The organism is Paenibacillus sp. EKM301P (genome assembly GCF_011800295.1).
Classification (GTDB): domain Bacteria; phylum Bacillota; class Bacilli; order Paenibacillales; family Paenibacillaceae; genus Paenibacillus; species Paenibacillus polymyxa.
The window spans coordinates 324,265-340,155 of the sequence record NZ_JAALFM010000001.1 but is presented as its reverse complement, the minus strand read 5'-3'; the positions used below and the strand labels follow the sequence as shown (position 1 = coordinate 340,155).

Below are 15,891 nucleotides of genomic sequence, written 5' to 3'. Positions count from 1 at the left end.
GGATGATGCAACATGTTGAAAGGTCACATACACTCATTGGAAACCTTCGGGACCGTAGATGGTCCCGGCATCCGCTTCGTGCTCTTTATGCAAGGATGCTTGTTGAAATGTCAATATTGCCATAATCCGGACACTTGGGCCTTAAATGAAGGTAATCCGATGACGTTAGAAGAAGTATTGGCTGAGATTGAACCATATTTAGCCTATTACCGTTCTTCGGGAGGCGGATTAACAGTTTCCGGTGGAGAACCGACATTACAAGCTCATTTTGTAGCAGAGCTGTTCAAAGAAGTGAAACGTCGCTGGAATTTGCACACGACATTGGACAGTAACGGCTTTAATGATGCAGGTCGTATCCATGATCTACTGGACGTAACGGATTTGGTACTACTAGATATTAAACACATTGATAACGACAAGCATATTAAGCTTACAGGCAAATCCAACGATCGTATGCTAAGTACGGCCCGCTGGTTGTCTGAGCAAGGGCGAAAAATGTGGATTAGACACGTATTTGTACCGGGTATCCATGACGACGAGCAAGATCTACTCAATTTGGGACGGTTCATTGGAACGTTGAACGGAGTCGAGAAATTCGAAATTTTACCTTACCATCAAATGGGTGTTTACAAATGGGAAATGCTCGGTAAGGCGTATCCGCTGGAGGGAGTTCCGTCTCCTACAGATGAAGAAGTTCAACGTGCTTACCGACTCATTGAAGAGGGTCGTCTGGAGACTGCAGGAACGAATACTGCTTGCCGTCCATCATAATGTAAATGGATCAGAACTACTTTCAGGTTATAAAGCCGCCGTCACATCAGATCAGATGGACGGCGGTTTTTTTGTTGTTGAATTTTTGCAGTCACAGGAGAAAGTTACCTTTTTTTCATGATCGTCAAAATTTCCAGAAACTTTTTGACAACTGTCGCGTCTAATAGTATGACTTTTCACGGGAATGATAATAATTTGGGGATAGAAGGAGACAGACAATGAATTTCAAGAAATGGACCATGCTCACCGCCTTGGCGGTAGCTCAGGTGGCTGCAGTAGCCCCTGTAGGAGCAGAAGCAGCATCAACAAGCGTTCAATCCACCGATTCGGTTAGCGCCCAGCAGACGACCAATGTTGCTGATTCCGGCGTTCAGAATAGTATCGGAGATCAAAATGGAACAAGCACACCAGCTAATACGGTAACACCTGATAACACGGGTGTATCCAATGATCCATTGACTGGGCTGCCTACAGATACCACTAACGGATCGAACGTAACCAATGATGTATACGGTGGAGACGGAACGATCACCAATCCTGGTGGAGCTCCAACATCCATGAATGCGAATCAACTGATTTTGTATTTGAACAGTGCTAAAATGGAACAAAACGGACAGGTATATACGGCAACTCAGCCGATGACAGTCAAAGACGGAGTTTCCTATGTAGCTATCCGTTCTCTTGTCAGCCGTGTCGGATTGCAGTTTAGTTATGACACTACCACCAAAGAAACCGTAATCACCCAAGGAACAAATGTCCTGCGCTTCAAAACAGACAGCAAAGTTTATACGGTTAACGGTGAAGCTAGACAAATGAAGGGACCTGCTTTCCAACAAAAGAACGTATTTATGGTACCGTTGACTTCGATTACACAGGCCCTAAATATTCCTTATACTGTGAATAATACAACTAAACAAGTTATCATGGATTTGAATCAGAAGCCAAAAGCTTCTTTCACGGTTCAACAAAAGGATATCTATGCGGGTGAAACTCAAGTTACGTATTTGACCAAGGAATCTTCTCCTACAGGTCTTCCGATTGTGAACCAACGTTGGGAAGGTAAGCAGGACGTATTTCAGGAGCCGGGTACATATGTAGTTACCTATTCCGTTCTTGACTCTGCTGGGAACTGGAGTGATCCTTACTCAGTAACAATTACAGTAAGACCGCCAAACCAGCCGCCGGTAGCTCTGTTTACAACGGATAAAAAAGAGTACAAGATGGGTGAAAAAATTACCATTACCGACCTGAGTACTGACGACGAAAATGCGATCACTAAGCGTGATTGGGAGAACAAGAAACTTGCCTTCTTCCAGCCAGGTGATGTAACCATTACCCTGACCGTGACTGATAAGCATGGTGCAACAGGTACCAAAAGTGAAACGATTAAAATTACGAATGAACTGCTGTACAACGAAGATGATTTCAATAAAATTTTCACGCCATATGGTGATAAATACAGTGTAGATGGCAGTCAGGTGCCTGCTATGGCTACTATTCCAGTGACAAGTACTTCTTCCCCACGTCTATTGATCCGTGCTAACAGCCCAGAGCGTGTGTTCCAGGATGGTATCGTGTATCAGGAAACCGGATCAGGCAGTACGCGTATTCTTGTCCATCATGTCAATGAAACGGGTCGAGATGTGAAGATGTACGTGATTGCGACCAACAACAATATCACTCCAACCAATATAAATGTCGAAAATTCCGGTTTTGCTGGACCATCTGAATTTGCCACAGCTGCGGGTAAAGTTTCGATTCAAAGGTACTTTCAATCTATGTTGGATGGAAGCAAGCATTCCAGCACAGTTCTAAATCCGGGTGAGAGCCGTGTTATTTTACAAGATTTGAACGCGCAAAAAATCAAGCAAAAACAAGTTATTTCTTTGTTATCCGATCTGTACACGGATCAACCTATTCAATACACGGTAGTTGTGCTAGATGCTAATGTAGATCCGTTGACTGCGTTGCCTACTCTGGCAAAACTGCCTAAGGACGGCATTCATAACCGTGGAACGTACGCAAATTCGGATATTTCACTCAATTATACCGAAGAGGTTGGTAAAACAGCTCAACGTATCGTTCTTGGTGATAATAAGGTGGACCCGAATCTGATTGGTACCGACGGTCTGGATGGCTCTTCTGCTTCCAATGCCGGCAACTTTGGTGTTGTATATAAGGTTAAGTTGGATCATGTAGCGCCGTATTCACTGATTACGTTTAACCCACGTGGAGGCGAATACGCCGGCTATGCGATGGTGAACAATCAGGTTGTGGGTATACCAACAAATGGTTCTGTGCAAGCTCCGAATGAGATGAGTGTGCTGTATCGCACAGGTCATATCGAAGAAAGTGTAGAGATGTATTTCACTGCAGCTGCTGGTAGTAATCTGCCGGTTTCCGTAGTAGTTATGCCTTTACCAGCTATTAAAAACTAATTTTAAATAATCGGTGCTGTTTACCGGTATAGACCACTTGAGTCTCATCATTCACCGTTTTAAAAGTCGATGTTACTTGCAGTATATAGGCGTTCTCCCGTTGCGAACTTGGTTGCAGCACTGGAGAACGTCTTTTTCTTATGAGTAGCGCGAATATCTCTTATAATATTGACTTTAATCGTGGTATAATGAATAGATGCAAGCCTAAGCCTGCATTAGAAAACCTGAAACTATAGACAGGGGAGGGTGAAACGCATGCTGACAAAGGATGAGATTATCGCAACGATGTCCGCTCAGGGGCTGCGTATTACAGATCAACGCAAGACGTTGGCCACGCTATTTTCCGAGAATGAAGGGTATCTGTCCCCTAAAGACGTTTATGAATATATGGGTAAGAAGTACAGCGGACTTAGCTTTGATACAGTATATCGCAATCTGCGTGTAATGCAGGAATTGGGTGTACTGGAGCAGGTATCTTTTGAGGATGGGATGAAGTTCAAGGTGAGCTGTAATGAACATCATCACCACCACCATATGATTTGCTTGAGCTGTCAGAAAACATTGCCGATTTCTTTTTGTCCAATGCAAATGACAGATACAACAGATCAATTCCAAATCGTCGAGCATAAGTTTGAAATTTTTGGTTATTGCAAAGACTGTCAGCAGAAGAATGGGCATACTGAGAGTAATTCGGATGGGGGTTTCAAACAGACGAGCAGTCACACTCACAGCCACGGGGGCTACTGAAATGAAAATCACCACACGCAGAGTGGTACAGGCTCCGATTCAGTTTTATCGTGCTTACATTTCACCATTAAAGCCGGCTACCTGCAGGTTCTATCCGACGTGTTCGGCGTATGCGCTGGAGGCGGTAGAAGTGCATGGTGCGCTCAGAGGCTCATGGCTGGCTGCAAAGCGTATAGCTAAATGCCATCCATTTCATCCCGGCGGTGTAGATTTGGTCCCTCCTGCAAAAAAGGGGTTAGATCAGTCTGACAAAGATCGTTTGGTTACCCACACCGAGAAGGGTCTGACTTGACAGCGCCATGCCGATTTGGTTATATTTTGGTTAATATTGTTTTCCTGTGAAGGGATGAGTAAGGTAAGTCGTCCAGTACAGAGAGCCGGAGTTAGCTGAAAACCGGTCTGGAGTGAAGCCTGAATATGGTCCTGGAGGAACCTTTTTCGAGCGTATTTGCCACAGTGAAGAAGCTATGTTCAAGAGGCAATCGTAAGGAGGAGGCGTGATCCAGCGTTAATGGGCGGTCAGATGTGACCGGTGAAGCCTGTATTCTGCGAGGGTACAGGGAATTTGGGTGGTAACGCGTGAGGTGACTCTCGTCCCATAGGGACGGGGGTCTTTTTTGTGCCCAATTTGTGTCGAATTCATGAATTGGAGTACTTATCATGGTAGCAAATCTTTTGCTGTCGTGAACAAAACAGGAGGAACATACATGTCTTTTGAGAACACATTTTACATTACAACACCGATCTATTATCCCAGTGACAAGCTCCATATAGGACACGCCTACACGACGGTAGCGGGTGATGCGATGGCTCGCTACAAGAGGCTACGGGGCTATGAGGTTCGTTATTTGACAGGAACGGATGAGCATGGCCAGAAGATTGAGCAAAAGGCAAGTGCAGCTGGCAAAACGCCGCAACGTTTCGTAGATGACATTGTGGCAGGTATTCAAGACCTGTGGCGGAAGCTCGACATTTCCAATGACGATTTTATCCGTACTACGGAGGAACGTCATAAGGCTGTCGTACAGGGAATCTTTGATCGTTTATTAAAACAAGGCGATATTTATAAGGGAGAATACGAAGGTTGGTACAGCATTCCTGACGAGACTTACTACACAGAAACTCAACTCGTTGACGTCGTGAAGGACGCTGAAGGTAATGTAACTGGAGGTAAGAGCCCGGATAGTGGACACCCTGTAGAACTGGTCAAGGAAGAGAGTTACTTTTTCCGCATGAGCAAGTATGCTGATCGGTTGCTGCAATTTTATGAAGAGAACCCGCAGTTTATCCAACCGGAATCCCGGAAAAAAGAAATGATTAACAACTTCATCAAGCCGGGGTTAGAAGATCTGGCTGTTTCCCGTACAACTTTTGACTGGGGTGTTAAGGTCAAGGGGGACCCGAAGCATGTCGTATACGTGTGGATTGACGCACTTTCTAACTACATCACTGCCTTGGGGTATGGCTCTTCTAATACTGAGCTGTACGATAAATTTTGGCCAGCAAATGTGCATATCGTAGGTAAAGAGATTGTCCGATTCCACACGATATATTGGCCAATCATGCTGATGGCACTGGACCTTCCGTTGCCTAAAAAAGTATTTGCACATGGTTGGTTACTCATGAAAGATGGCAAAATGTCGAAATCTAAAGGCAATGTGGTAGACCCGGTAACGTTGATTGACCGTTATGGTCTGGATCAACTTCGATACTACTTGCTGCGCGAGGTGCCATTTGGAGCGGATGGAACATTCACACCTGAAAGTTTTGTAGATCGTGTAAATTCGGATTTAGCCAATGATCTGGGCAACTTGTTGAATCGTACGGTAGCGATGGTAGACAAATATTTTGACGGCAAAGTTCCCGCTTATGAAGCCAATGTAACCTCATTCGACGCAGCTTTGGTAGATATGGCAACATCGACTTATAGTAAAGTTGAAGAAGCTATGGAAAACATGGAATTTTCCGTGGCTTTAACGGCGATTAGCCAATTTATTAGCCGTAGCAACAAGTATATTGACGAGACGCAACCTTGGAATCTGGCTAAGGATGAGGCAAAACGTCGCGAATTGGCATCTGTTATGGTGCATTTGGTAGAAAGCTTACGTATTGCTTCCATTTTACTTCAGCCTTTCTTGACGCGTGCACCTCATCAAATTTGGGAACAACTCGGTATTCGTCAAGGGGAGCTGACTACATGGGATAGCGGCAAGCAATTTGGACGTATTCCAGAAGGAACGCAGTTGGTCAAAGGTAATCCGATCTTCCCCCGTCTGGACTCTGAGCAAGAGGTTGCTTTTATCGTAGAAGCAATGACTGGAGGTAAGAAACCGGAGGAAGCTGCCACACAAGCTCAACCGATGAATGCATCTGAGGCGAGCCAGGAAGCACCAGAGCCGAAAGAAGAGATTGGCATTGAGGATTTTGCCAAGGTAGAACTGCGCGTTGCCCAGGTTGTTGCCTGTGAGCCTGTGAAGAAGGCCGATAAACTATTGAAGCTTCAGCTCGATCTTGGTTATGAGCAGCGACAGGTGGTATCAGGAATTGCGAAGTTTTATACACCTGAGGATATCATTGGGCGTAAGGTGATCTGTGTGACCAATCTTAAGCCAGTAAAACTTCGGGGTGAGCTGTCGCAGGGTATGATTTTGGCAGCATCACATGGGGATCAGCTTACATTGGCCACTGTACCGGATGGTATGCCAAATGGTGCGATTGTAAAATAAGAGGCTATATAAAATAAAAGAACGTAAAAAGCGTATGCTTGGATATTATTCTCCCAGGCATACGCTTTTTGGCTTGCATCATATTTTTCTCTGTCTATACGTATGTTTTAGTAGGTAGGGCTTGTATTTGCTCTGCGTGTTCACTAAGACAGGTGGGAGGAAATGATGATGTCAGATGTCAACGCCGGGTTGGCCATCGTTGCTGGACTGGTTTCTTTTTTTTCACCGTGCTGCTTGCCACTATATCCATCCTATTTATCGTATATAACAGGAATGTCGGCACGTGAACTGGCTGAAGGACGGCACAGGGCAGAGGTTCGCTATCGTACGATGGGACACACGCTTGCTTTTGTATTAGGCTTTTCGGTTGTTTTTTATTCACTGGGGGCAAGTGTCGGGTTGCTTGGAGAATGGTTTGCCAATTATGGGGATACGCTAAGAGTCGTAGCGGGACTACTTATTATACTCATGGGTCTGGTATCTCTTGGTTTCGTGCGTCCATTATTTCTAATGAGAGAGCATAAGCTGCGCTGGACATGGAAGCCTGCCGGTTACGCCGGTTCCTTTGTAATCGGAATTGGGTTTGCGGCAGGCTGGTCACCCTGTATCGGTCCTATGCTAACAGCTATTATCGCTTTGGCGGCAGTAGAGCATCACATTTGGTTCAAGCTGATTACTGGCTACGCACTTGGTTTTGCGATTCCGTTTTTTGTATTGGCTTTGCTGGCAGGCTCTGTTAAGTTATCGTCCCGTTATACTTCCATCCTTATCCAAATAGGTGGCATGCTGCTTGTGATCACTGGCGGTCTGCTGGTAACGGATCATATGACAGATGTTACGCTTTTTTTACAACGGATTACCCCGGATTGGATGCTGGTTATGTGAAATATTCGATACGACTTAAAGGAAAATGTTCAAAAATGCGTTCTGTGATAAACTCCCGTAGTGCATTTTGCTGTTCATCGGGATAAACATATTTATTCTGGCCCCAGCGGCCCCATTTTTTCTTACGTTTTTCTATGTCCATTTCCAGTTTGGTTTTCGGGTAACGTTTCTCGATAACAGCTTTGGATGTTTTGGTAAAGCGATGCTGAATTAATTCGAATGTCAGATCCTTCGTAGCATGCTGGGGCAAGGTTTCTCCCAATCTACGCAGCAGCTCTCCGTATCCTTCTTCCCAGCCGTCATACCAAATGATGGGTGCGATGATGAACCCCAGCGGATAACCGGCCCGTGCGATTTTGCCCGCTGCTTCAATACGTTCCTCAAAGCGCGAAGTTGCAGGTTCAAACTGTTTAATAACATAATCGGAATTAATGCTAAAGCGGATGCGAGTATGGCCATTATGTTTAATATCCAGCAATGGATCAACATGATGATATTTTGTAACAAAACGAAGTCGGCCAAATTCCTCATCTGCCATGAAACGAATCAAGTCTCCAAGTGATCCAGTGATATGCTCCAAACCAACCGGATCAGAGGTACAAGCTGCTTCAAAACGAGTAATTTCAGGCGCCCGCTCCTCGATATAGGCTTTAGCTGCTGATATGATATCGTCAGTATTGACATAGATCCGAATATACGGCTTTGCTCCTAAGGTTGTTTGTAAATAACAGTAGTGACAGTGCCCCATGCAACCAGTCGAAATAGGGATGGCATATTCGGCAGAGGGCTTGGATTGGTCAAAAGTTAATGTTTTACGGATGCCGACAACCAGTGTCTTTTTTGCCATTCGGTATTTTTCAACTTCAGTTTCACCTGGTAAATTGGTAATTCGGTTGTGAGAGGTCGTCATACGATACGGAATATCCTTGGCTTTGACCCAATCCATAATACGCTGGCCTTTGGGATAATTTAGTGCGTCTGGTTCAAAAAACACCAGATCAGGCATGAATGGCTTGGTTCCTCTGATTTGGACAGGAGTACGCTCAAGCGTAGACATGGCTAACGCTCCTTTCGAAATAAATCCTCTGTGCTCTGGTGTCCAACTCTAAAGCATCTCCGCAGAAAGTAACGATACAGGGGCGACAACATTAGTGTACCCTGCTTAAATTGAACAAATCGTGGCAATAGATGTGAGTGGAGGGACGAGACTTGCCAATGAGCGATGATAACATGTATCATTACATAGTAGGTTTAATGCAGGAAATGAAGGCGGTAAGCGCCCGTTCAATAACAGAAAAGAGGGAAACAAGTGCCAACGCCAAGCATGGAAGATTATTTGGAGCGCATTTACCAACTGATCGATGAGAAGGGATATGCTCGTGTCTCGGATATCGCAGAGGGTTTGGAGGTGCATCCTTCGTCCGTCACCAAGATGATTCAGAAGTTGGATAAGGACGATTATCTTGTATATGAGAAGTATCGGGGACTGATTTTGACACCGAAAGGGAAAAAGGTCGGCAAACGGTTGGTTGACCGCCACCAGTTACTAGAGCAATTTCTGGATATGATTGGGGTTGACAAGGACCTAATATATAAAGATGTGGAAGGTATTGAACACCATTTGAGCTGGGATTCCATCACACGTATCGAGACATTGGTTGAATATTTCCGCCGAGATGAAGATCGCTTGCGCCAGCTTCATGACATACACAAGGAATTGAGTGGGGATTCCTAAAAGCATCTGTCCTTACGGACAATGCTTTTTTTTATTTTCCTGACCGCAACAAATATCTGGTTATTAGCGTCTATCCATTATATAGCAGGACAAGATAGGGGTTAAAATTAACAGGGGTAGCGGAGGATTATAAAGATATGAATCGGAAGAAAATAGGGCTCATGGCTGCGGGTCTACTCTTAGCAGTACAGACTGCCATTGTGCCTGGAGTTCAAGCGGCATCAACTGGTGAGATTGAGATTATATTGGACGGACAGTCCCTGCAAAGTGATGCGTCGCCGTACATTGTACAGGGCGCGAATGTCACGATGGTTCCTTTGCGAGTGATTAGTGAGGGATTAGGCGCACAGGTCAACTGGTCGGCATCGTCTGGTACGGTAACGATTACAGCACAGAACAAAAATATATCTATGGATAATGGTGCACAAAGCGCTACTGTGAATGGCAAGTCGGTTCGATTGGATGCATCTGCGCGTATGTCAAGTGGGAGAGTCATGGTACCACTGCGTTTTGTTGGGGAAGAGTTGGGGTTAAAAGTAGACTGGCAAGCCTCAGAGCGGGTCATTACGTTAAGCAGTGGTAAAGAAGGTACCTCTACTGGTGGGAGTACTTCTGTGGGAGACAGCAGCTCAACATCAAATAACTCAGCATCTGGCAATCAGGAGAGTGTTAGTACCGATCAGGGAGCCAAGGAGGATGGACAGGACGCTGTTACCTCACCGTCAACCTCTACTAATGAGGAAGGTTCAGGTTCCTCACAGGGAAATGTGGCTCAGGTGAAGGCTACAACCTCTATGCGTGGAGCATGGATTTCCACCATTAATGGAGACTGGCCTTCTTCATCTGCACGAAGCAGTTCCGAGAAGCAAAAGCAGGAGTTTACAAAAATGCTCGATGATTTGCAGGGTATGGGCATTAACGCGGTATTTGTTCAGGTTCGTGCCAGCGGGGATGCGCTTTATCCGTCTGATCTTGTGCCATGGAGCAAGTATTTAACGAATACCCAGGGTAAAAATCCAGGCTATGATCCGTTGAAATTTATGATTAGTGAATCACATAAGCGGGGGATGGAATTCCATGCCTGGTTTAATCCGTTCCGTGCTAATTCTACAGGAACAACTAGCGGTTTGGCAGCAAACCATGTGGCTAATCAACATCCGGATTGGATTGTTAAGAATGGTAGCCAGTTGTACATCAATCCAGGAATTCCAGCTGCACGTCAGCATGTCATTGCTGCGATTATGGAGGTCGTAAACGGATACGATATTGACGGTGTCCATTTGGATGATTATTTTTATCCTTACAGCGGGACTTTTGATGATGACGCGACATTCAAAGCATATAACGCCAACAAAATCTCTAACAAAGGTGACTGGCGGAGAGATAATGTAAATAGTTTTGTTCGCGATTTGGGCAAAAGCATTCATGCCAGCAAGTCGAAAGTTCAATTCGGGATTAGTCCTTTTGGCGTGTGGCGCAACAAGTCTCAGGACTTAACGGGTTCAGACACCAAGGCAGGCGTTACTGCGTATGACACGACATTTGCAGATGTTAGAACCTGGATTAACAAAGAATGGATTGATTATGTAGCTCCACAAATTTACTGGAGTATCGGTTTCCCAGCGGCTGGATATGACAAGCTTGTCGCATGGTGGTCCAATGAGGTCAAAAATTCAGATGTTAAGCTGTATATTGGCCATTCACCTTATAAAATCGGCACCCCTGAAAAAGGATGGCAATCCGCTCAAGAGTTAATTAAGCAGCTTGAACTGAACGAGAATTATAAGCAGGTCAAAGGGGATATTTATTTTAGTGCACAGCATTTGCGGAAAAATCCATACGGACTCATTCAACTTCTTCAAAATTATTATCAATTATGATATAAATTGGATCATTTAGGTTCTATATGGACCTCCGTTCTCATACATAAGCAGTAGAACTGCTTACTCCCAAGAGAACGGAGGTTTTTTGATCTATGCTGATCAATGCTGTGTTCCAGGGTGGAGGGGTTAAGGGAATATCGCTGGCGGGTGCAGTTAAGGCTGCGGAGGAGCATGATATTGTATTCAATCGTTTGGCTGGTACATCATCAGGTGCTATTGTAGCTGCTTTATTGGCTGCGGGATATACGGCGGATGAAATGAAAGCCGTAATTGAGAAAACTCCCTTGGTCAAGTTGTTAAGACGTTCTCCAGTGTTCAATATTAAGTGGGTTGGGCCAGCAGCACGTATCTTTCTTAAAAAAGGGCTCTACTCAGGGGAGGCACTGGAGCATTGGGTACGCGAGCTGTTACTAGCTAAAGGAGTGCGTACATTCGCGGATCTACCTCCTGGCAAGCTGCGCATTATTGCATCAGATATTACGAATGGACGCATTTTGGTGCTTCCTGAGGATATCAAACGTTTTGGTATAAACCCCTCTTCACTAGAGGTAGCCAAGGCCATTCGGATGAGCACGAGTATCCCTTATTTTTTTGATCCTGTTATGTTAAGACTTGATTCTGCACTTGCCAAGGGAAAAACCTTTTCCCAGCAATTTGTATTTGTTGTTGATGGAGCCTTACTCAGCAATCTGCCTCTATGGCTTTTTGATGAGCCTGTCAATGAACGTGAGGCCAAAACGATTCCAACGGTAGGATTTCAAATGGTGGGCAAAACAGGGACGGAGACCAAGGTTTCTTATATACGAGGCCCATTGACCATGCTGCAGGCTATTTTTGATACCATGCTATCGGCACATGATGAACGGTATATTGAGCAGGAGAATCGGTATCGGACCATTAAAATTCCAACTTTGGGTATCCGCACTGCCCAATTCAGCATTTCACCAGAGCAAAGTGATTTGTTGTATGCTTCCGGTGTGCAGGCAGGAGAAGCTTTTTTCCACAAATGGAGCATCACTTCTTACCAGCAGCAGTATAGTAAGTATCAATTGATGAAAGATACCATGTACGCCATGAAATAAGCACCACTTACTGGCAGCTGAAGTAATTTTAAAGAAAGTAAAAAAGGAGCCTCTTCCCGGTCATATTGCAAAACACGGGTGATGGCTCCTTTGTGTTACATTTTAAAGGTTGATAATGATTAATGAAATTTAGGTTGTTCCTCTTCATTTTTGCCCTTGGAACCCTCAATGACATGAAAAGGATACGTTTTTCGTTTGCTTGTAGTCTGCTGTTTACGTGCACTGGCTGTTTTGGCCATGGTGCGCACAGAGGGCTTAACTTTGGGAGTTCGCTTGCGTTGTACTGGCTGGTATTTGTACAGCAGAAATATAACTGCAAAAATAAAGACGGGGATTAGTAAACTAATGAGAAAGCCCCAGCTACCTTTCCATAGCATATCTACAATTCCATATGCGCCCAAAGCAAGGGTAAGCCAGAAAATAACGGCATGTCTGTACATCATTCACTCATCCTTTCACAGGATCAAGGACCGGACTGTTGAGAGTCTCCTTTACAGGTACATTTTCTAACTCAGCATCCAATTCAAGCATACGCTTAAATGAGGCAATCGATACCTCCACTTGATCATCGGTCGGTTCTTTGGTGGTAAGCAACTGCAGCCATAGGCCGGGGTAACCTAGATAACGAAGCACTGGAATTTCCCGAAGTGCATTGGTCAGCTTGAGAAATTCAAAAGAAAGACCCAATACGATCGGAAGCAGTAAAAGACGTTGCCCCATGCGCTCCCACAGATTATCGTAGGTAAACAGGGAGTAGACGAGTACCCCGATAATCACGGTGAGCATAATAAAGCTGCTGCCGCAGCGATAATGCAGTCGGCTATATTTTTGTACGTTGGCTGGAGTCAGTTCTTCCCCAGCTTCAAATGCAGTAATCACTTTATGCTCCGCGCCGTGATATTGAAACAGTCGCTTAATTAACGGAGTTTGGGAAATACCCCATAAATAAGCGAGCAGCAAAATCAGCTTAATAGCTCCTTCAGCGAGATTATGCAAAATCTGGTTGTGAAACAAGCCGCCAAACAGGAAACTCTCCACAACAACCGGAACCAGGGTTAATACAATTTTGCCAAAGAGGAAGGACAATATACCGACCGCAGCCACGCCGATCATCATGCTCAGGCTCCAACGGGATTCCTCTTTTTTCTTTTGTTCAGCGCGTTCTTCCGGATCTACTTCATCATCAGCATACGCATCGGCTGAATAGTTCAAATGCTTGGTGCCCTTGGCACTGGAGTCGATGATGCTGACAATCCCCCGCAATAACGGAATTCTGCGGAATTTGGACACCCAGGATTGCTCCTTACGTGGTACTTCCAAATATGTGATTTCGCCAGATTTGCGGCGAACTGCCGTGACATTGACACGCTTGCCGCCGAACATGACACCTTCAATGACTGCCTGACCGCCGTAGCTCACAGGCTTGGATGCTTGTGACAACCGTCTCACCTCTCTTAATACATGCTTTTTTGTATATTGTATCGAATTTGGAAGGGAATATCTAGTTAGACGAAAATGGGATGTAGTGACCTGCTAATTTTATCATTCGAAAAGGAAATTTAATCATAACGGAGAAGATGGAAATCCTTGTAGTGTGGGGAGATATCATGCCATAGGTTTAAAAAAGCATTTATGAGAGCGGTCAGACTGCCCCCATAAATGCTTATTATCGCCAGTTATAAAATCAGACGGAATCGCCAGATCAAATTCATTGCGTAATTGCCCCGACAGTCTCATCCACCAGTCCCTTTGACGAGACCGGGCCGCCAAACGTCCATGTTGTACTGGCCAACGGATAAGTACGTTTTTCTTTGACGAATTTCAAACCGTTCCAAACAGAATTGTTTTTCATAGATGAGCCGAAAACATTATCGTCTGGCTGCACAATATAGATAAAGTTGCTGTCCTGAACGGCTGACAGAGCTTCAATGCCAACCGTTGAAAAGCCATACGATTCAACCTTGCTCGGTTTCCAATCGTTAACCAAACCGATCTTCGCCAGTGTTCCCACAACGACTGAATTATCTGAAAACATACGCAGACTGGCTGCATTTTGCGAAGTAAAAGCCTGTGTCAGTATAAAATGGAAATCCGATTTGTTTGCAGCGGCGAGCTTTTGTTTGGCTTCGGCATAATGCTGGTCCAGATCGGCAAGTACCTGCTTAGCTTTATCCTCTTTTCCAAGAGCGACTGCGATACTATTAAAAATCTTCACCATCTTATCATAGTCGTAGCCGTTACCATCGTTCAGATTATATTCAATCGTCGGTGCGATGGCCTTGAGCTGCTCATAGATTGCTTCATTCCCATCAAAATTGGATATGATGAGATCCGGCTTTAATGAAGCAATCGCCTCCAAATTAGGCTCGTTGCGTGTACCGACATCGACCACGTTACTGTCCAGAGCCGCCTCTGGAGTCACATACACCTTATAGTTGGCATTGTCCGCATTACCAACTGGCTGAACGCCCAATGCAATCAAATCCTCCGTAAATGTCCATTCAAGCACCACGACACGCTGCGCGGGCTTGTCAAGCGTGAGTTCACCACGATTATGCTTTACTGTCACAGGACCGGTCGCTGCTTCAGTGGGTTTGCTACCCGACGTAGTTGTCTGACCTTTATCTGCTGCATTGTCAGTTGCTCCACAACCTGCCAGTGTGAGCATAAAAGTCAGTAACAATAAGAATCCGATAAATCCCTTTTTCATAGATTGCGTTCTCCTGTATAAACGTATTATAAAATGATAATGATTATCATTTTCATCAATATATTATGAAACAGGATTGAAATTTTGTCAATGCAAAGATTATTAAATCCACTCTTCGACTTCATTGTTAAACTGCCCCCCATTGGAGCATACTACCTCTCAAAATGGATAGGCACGAATTTGGTGGAAGTACACATGCTTTTCCTTATAACAATGAGTCCTTACCATGAGAAAATTTATTCATTTTGAAAGGAGATCCAACCACATGAGTGAAACTTACTCTATACCGAAAATAGGTCATGATCAGGAACAGTCCCGTGAATCTCAAGATCAACGTAATCATAATGACAACAGTAGCAGAGGCAGACAACAGTCAGGCAAAGTACATACACCGCTCATTCCCTTTGCACTTGAGCTGGGTTTTTTTGCGGGTTTGCTCTGGGGATTGCTGCGCTGGCTGTTTTATACGCTGCACTTTACAGTAGTGGCGCCTGGCTTTCTGGCAGAGCCGTTTTTCAAGCATTCGTTCATGAACACCATGGCAGGGCATTTGGTGGGGTTGCTGTTTTTTATTGCATTGTCCGTGGTAGCGTCATTGGTGTACACCCTGATTTTGCGTAGGTTTAATGGCCCTATACCCGGTATTATATACGGTCTGATTTGGTGGGTTATTTTATTTGTGTTAACAGGCCCTAAGTTAGGGATGATGAACCCTCCTTATCGATTAACATGGAATTCCATATATACGGAAGTTTGCGTATTTATACTGTGGGGACTATTTATCGGATATACCGTTGCTGTCGAGTATACGGATGAAAGAATGCGCGAGCCTGAGAAGGCTGGGGACAGAACGTAACAAAAACTTCTCAAGCGCCTATCCCCTGTGTTAAAATAGCATTTGGTTATTTGACAGA

The 15,891-nt window shown here is 44.7% G+C and carries 14 protein-coding genes; 10 read left to right on the top strand and 4 right to left on the bottom strand.

The window, feature by feature from the left end; genetic code table 11:
* Window positions 1-12 precede the first annotated feature (12 nt).
* From pflA to HFD99_RS01740, 6 genes are all read left to right on the top strand, one after another.
* Entirely contained in the window at window positions 13-771 is a 759-nt protein-coding gene (pflA, locus tag HFD99_RS01765) for a pyruvate formate-lyase-activating protein (RefSeq protein ID WP_013371803.1), read from the top strand.
* Window positions 772-989: 218 nt separating this feature from the next.
* Window positions 990-3,209 (top strand): copper amine oxidase N-terminal domain-containing protein, encoded by a 2,220-nt coding sequence (locus tag HFD99_RS01760; RefSeq protein WP_016822310.1) that lies wholly within the window; start codon window positions 990-992, stop codon window positions 3,207-3,209.
* Window positions 3,210-3,464: 255 nt separating this feature from the next.
* Window positions 3,465-3,956, top strand: a complete 492-nt coding sequence (locus HFD99_RS01755) for a Fur family transcriptional regulator (RefSeq protein ID WP_016822309.1) — start codon at window positions 3,465-3,467, stop codon at window positions 3,954-3,956.
* 1 nt (window position 3,957) lies between these two features.
* Window positions 3,958-4,248, top strand: a complete 291-nt coding sequence (gene yidD, locus HFD99_RS01750) for a membrane protein insertion efficiency factor YidD (RefSeq protein ID WP_016822308.1) — start codon at window positions 3,958-3,960, stop codon at window positions 4,246-4,248.
* 415 nt (window positions 4,249-4,663) lie between these two features.
* Entirely contained in the window at window positions 4,664-6,682 is a 2,019-nt protein-coding gene (gene metG, locus HFD99_RS01745) for a methionine--tRNA ligase (protein WP_016822307.1), read from the top strand.
* A gap of 168 nt (window positions 6,683-6,850) precedes the next feature.
* Window positions 6,851-7,567 (top strand): cytochrome c biogenesis CcdA family protein, encoded by a 717-nt coding sequence (locus tag HFD99_RS01740; protein WP_025365168.1) that lies wholly within the window; start codon window positions 6,851-6,853, stop codon window positions 7,565-7,567.
* Here the strand turns inward: HFD99_RS01740 and splB are convergent.
* Entirely contained in the window at window positions 7,560-8,624 is a 1,065-nt protein-coding gene (splB, locus tag HFD99_RS01735) for a spore photoproduct lyase (protein ID WP_017427491.1), read from the bottom strand. The two genes, HFD99_RS01740 and splB, sit on opposite strands and share 8 nt — an antisense overlap.
* 252 nt (window positions 8,625-8,876) lie before the next feature.
* On the opposite strand from splB, the gene mntR reads away from it, so the two are divergent.
* From mntR to HFD99_RS01720, 3 genes are all read left to right on the top strand, one after another.
* A complete protein-coding gene (gene mntR / locus HFD99_RS01730) occupies window positions 8,877-9,302 on the top strand; it encodes a transcriptional regulator MntR (RefSeq protein WP_007430946.1) in 426 nt (141 codons plus the stop codon).
* 137 nt (window positions 9,303-9,439) lie between these two features.
* On the top strand, window positions 9,440-11,182 hold the full coding sequence (locus tag HFD99_RS01725; protein ID WP_016822304.1) for a family 10 glycosylhydrolase: 1,743 nt from the start codon (window positions 9,440-9,442) through the stop codon (window positions 11,180-11,182).
* A gap of 95 nt (window positions 11,183-11,277) precedes the next feature.
* Window positions 11,278-12,267: a patatin-like phospholipase family protein gene (locus HFD99_RS01720; RefSeq protein ID WP_016822303.1), complete on the top strand. Its 990-nt coding sequence runs from the start codon at window positions 11,278-11,280 to the stop codon at window positions 12,265-12,267.
* A 119-nt stretch (window positions 12,268-12,386) separates the two neighbouring features.
* Here the strand turns inward: HFD99_RS01720 and HFD99_RS01715 are convergent, their stop codons facing one another.
* The 3 genes from HFD99_RS01715 to HFD99_RS01705 form a co-directional block, all read right to left on the bottom strand.
* Window positions 12,387-12,707, bottom strand: a complete 321-nt coding sequence (locus HFD99_RS01715; protein WP_173426157.1) for a hypothetical protein — start codon at window positions 12,705-12,707, stop codon at window positions 12,387-12,389.
* Between the two features lie 7 nt (window positions 12,708-12,714).
* Window positions 12,715-13,707: a DUF1385 domain-containing protein gene (locus HFD99_RS01710; RefSeq protein WP_016822301.1), complete on the bottom strand. Its 993-nt coding sequence runs from the start codon at window positions 13,705-13,707 to the stop codon at window positions 12,715-12,717.
* A 268-nt stretch (window positions 13,708-13,975) separates the two neighbouring features.
* Window positions 13,976-14,977, bottom strand: a complete 1,002-nt coding sequence (locus HFD99_RS01705) for an ABC transporter substrate-binding protein (RefSeq protein WP_016822300.1) — start codon at window positions 14,975-14,977, stop codon at window positions 13,976-13,978.
* Window positions 14,978-15,242: 265 nt separating this feature from the next.
* Here HFD99_RS01705 and HFD99_RS01700 point away from each other — a divergent pair, with 265 nt between their 5' ends.
* Window positions 15,243-15,833: a YqhR family membrane protein gene (locus HFD99_RS01700; RefSeq protein ID WP_016822299.1), complete on the top strand. Its 591-nt coding sequence runs from the start codon at window positions 15,243-15,245 to the stop codon at window positions 15,831-15,833.
* Window positions 15,834-15,891 lie beyond the last annotated feature (58 nt).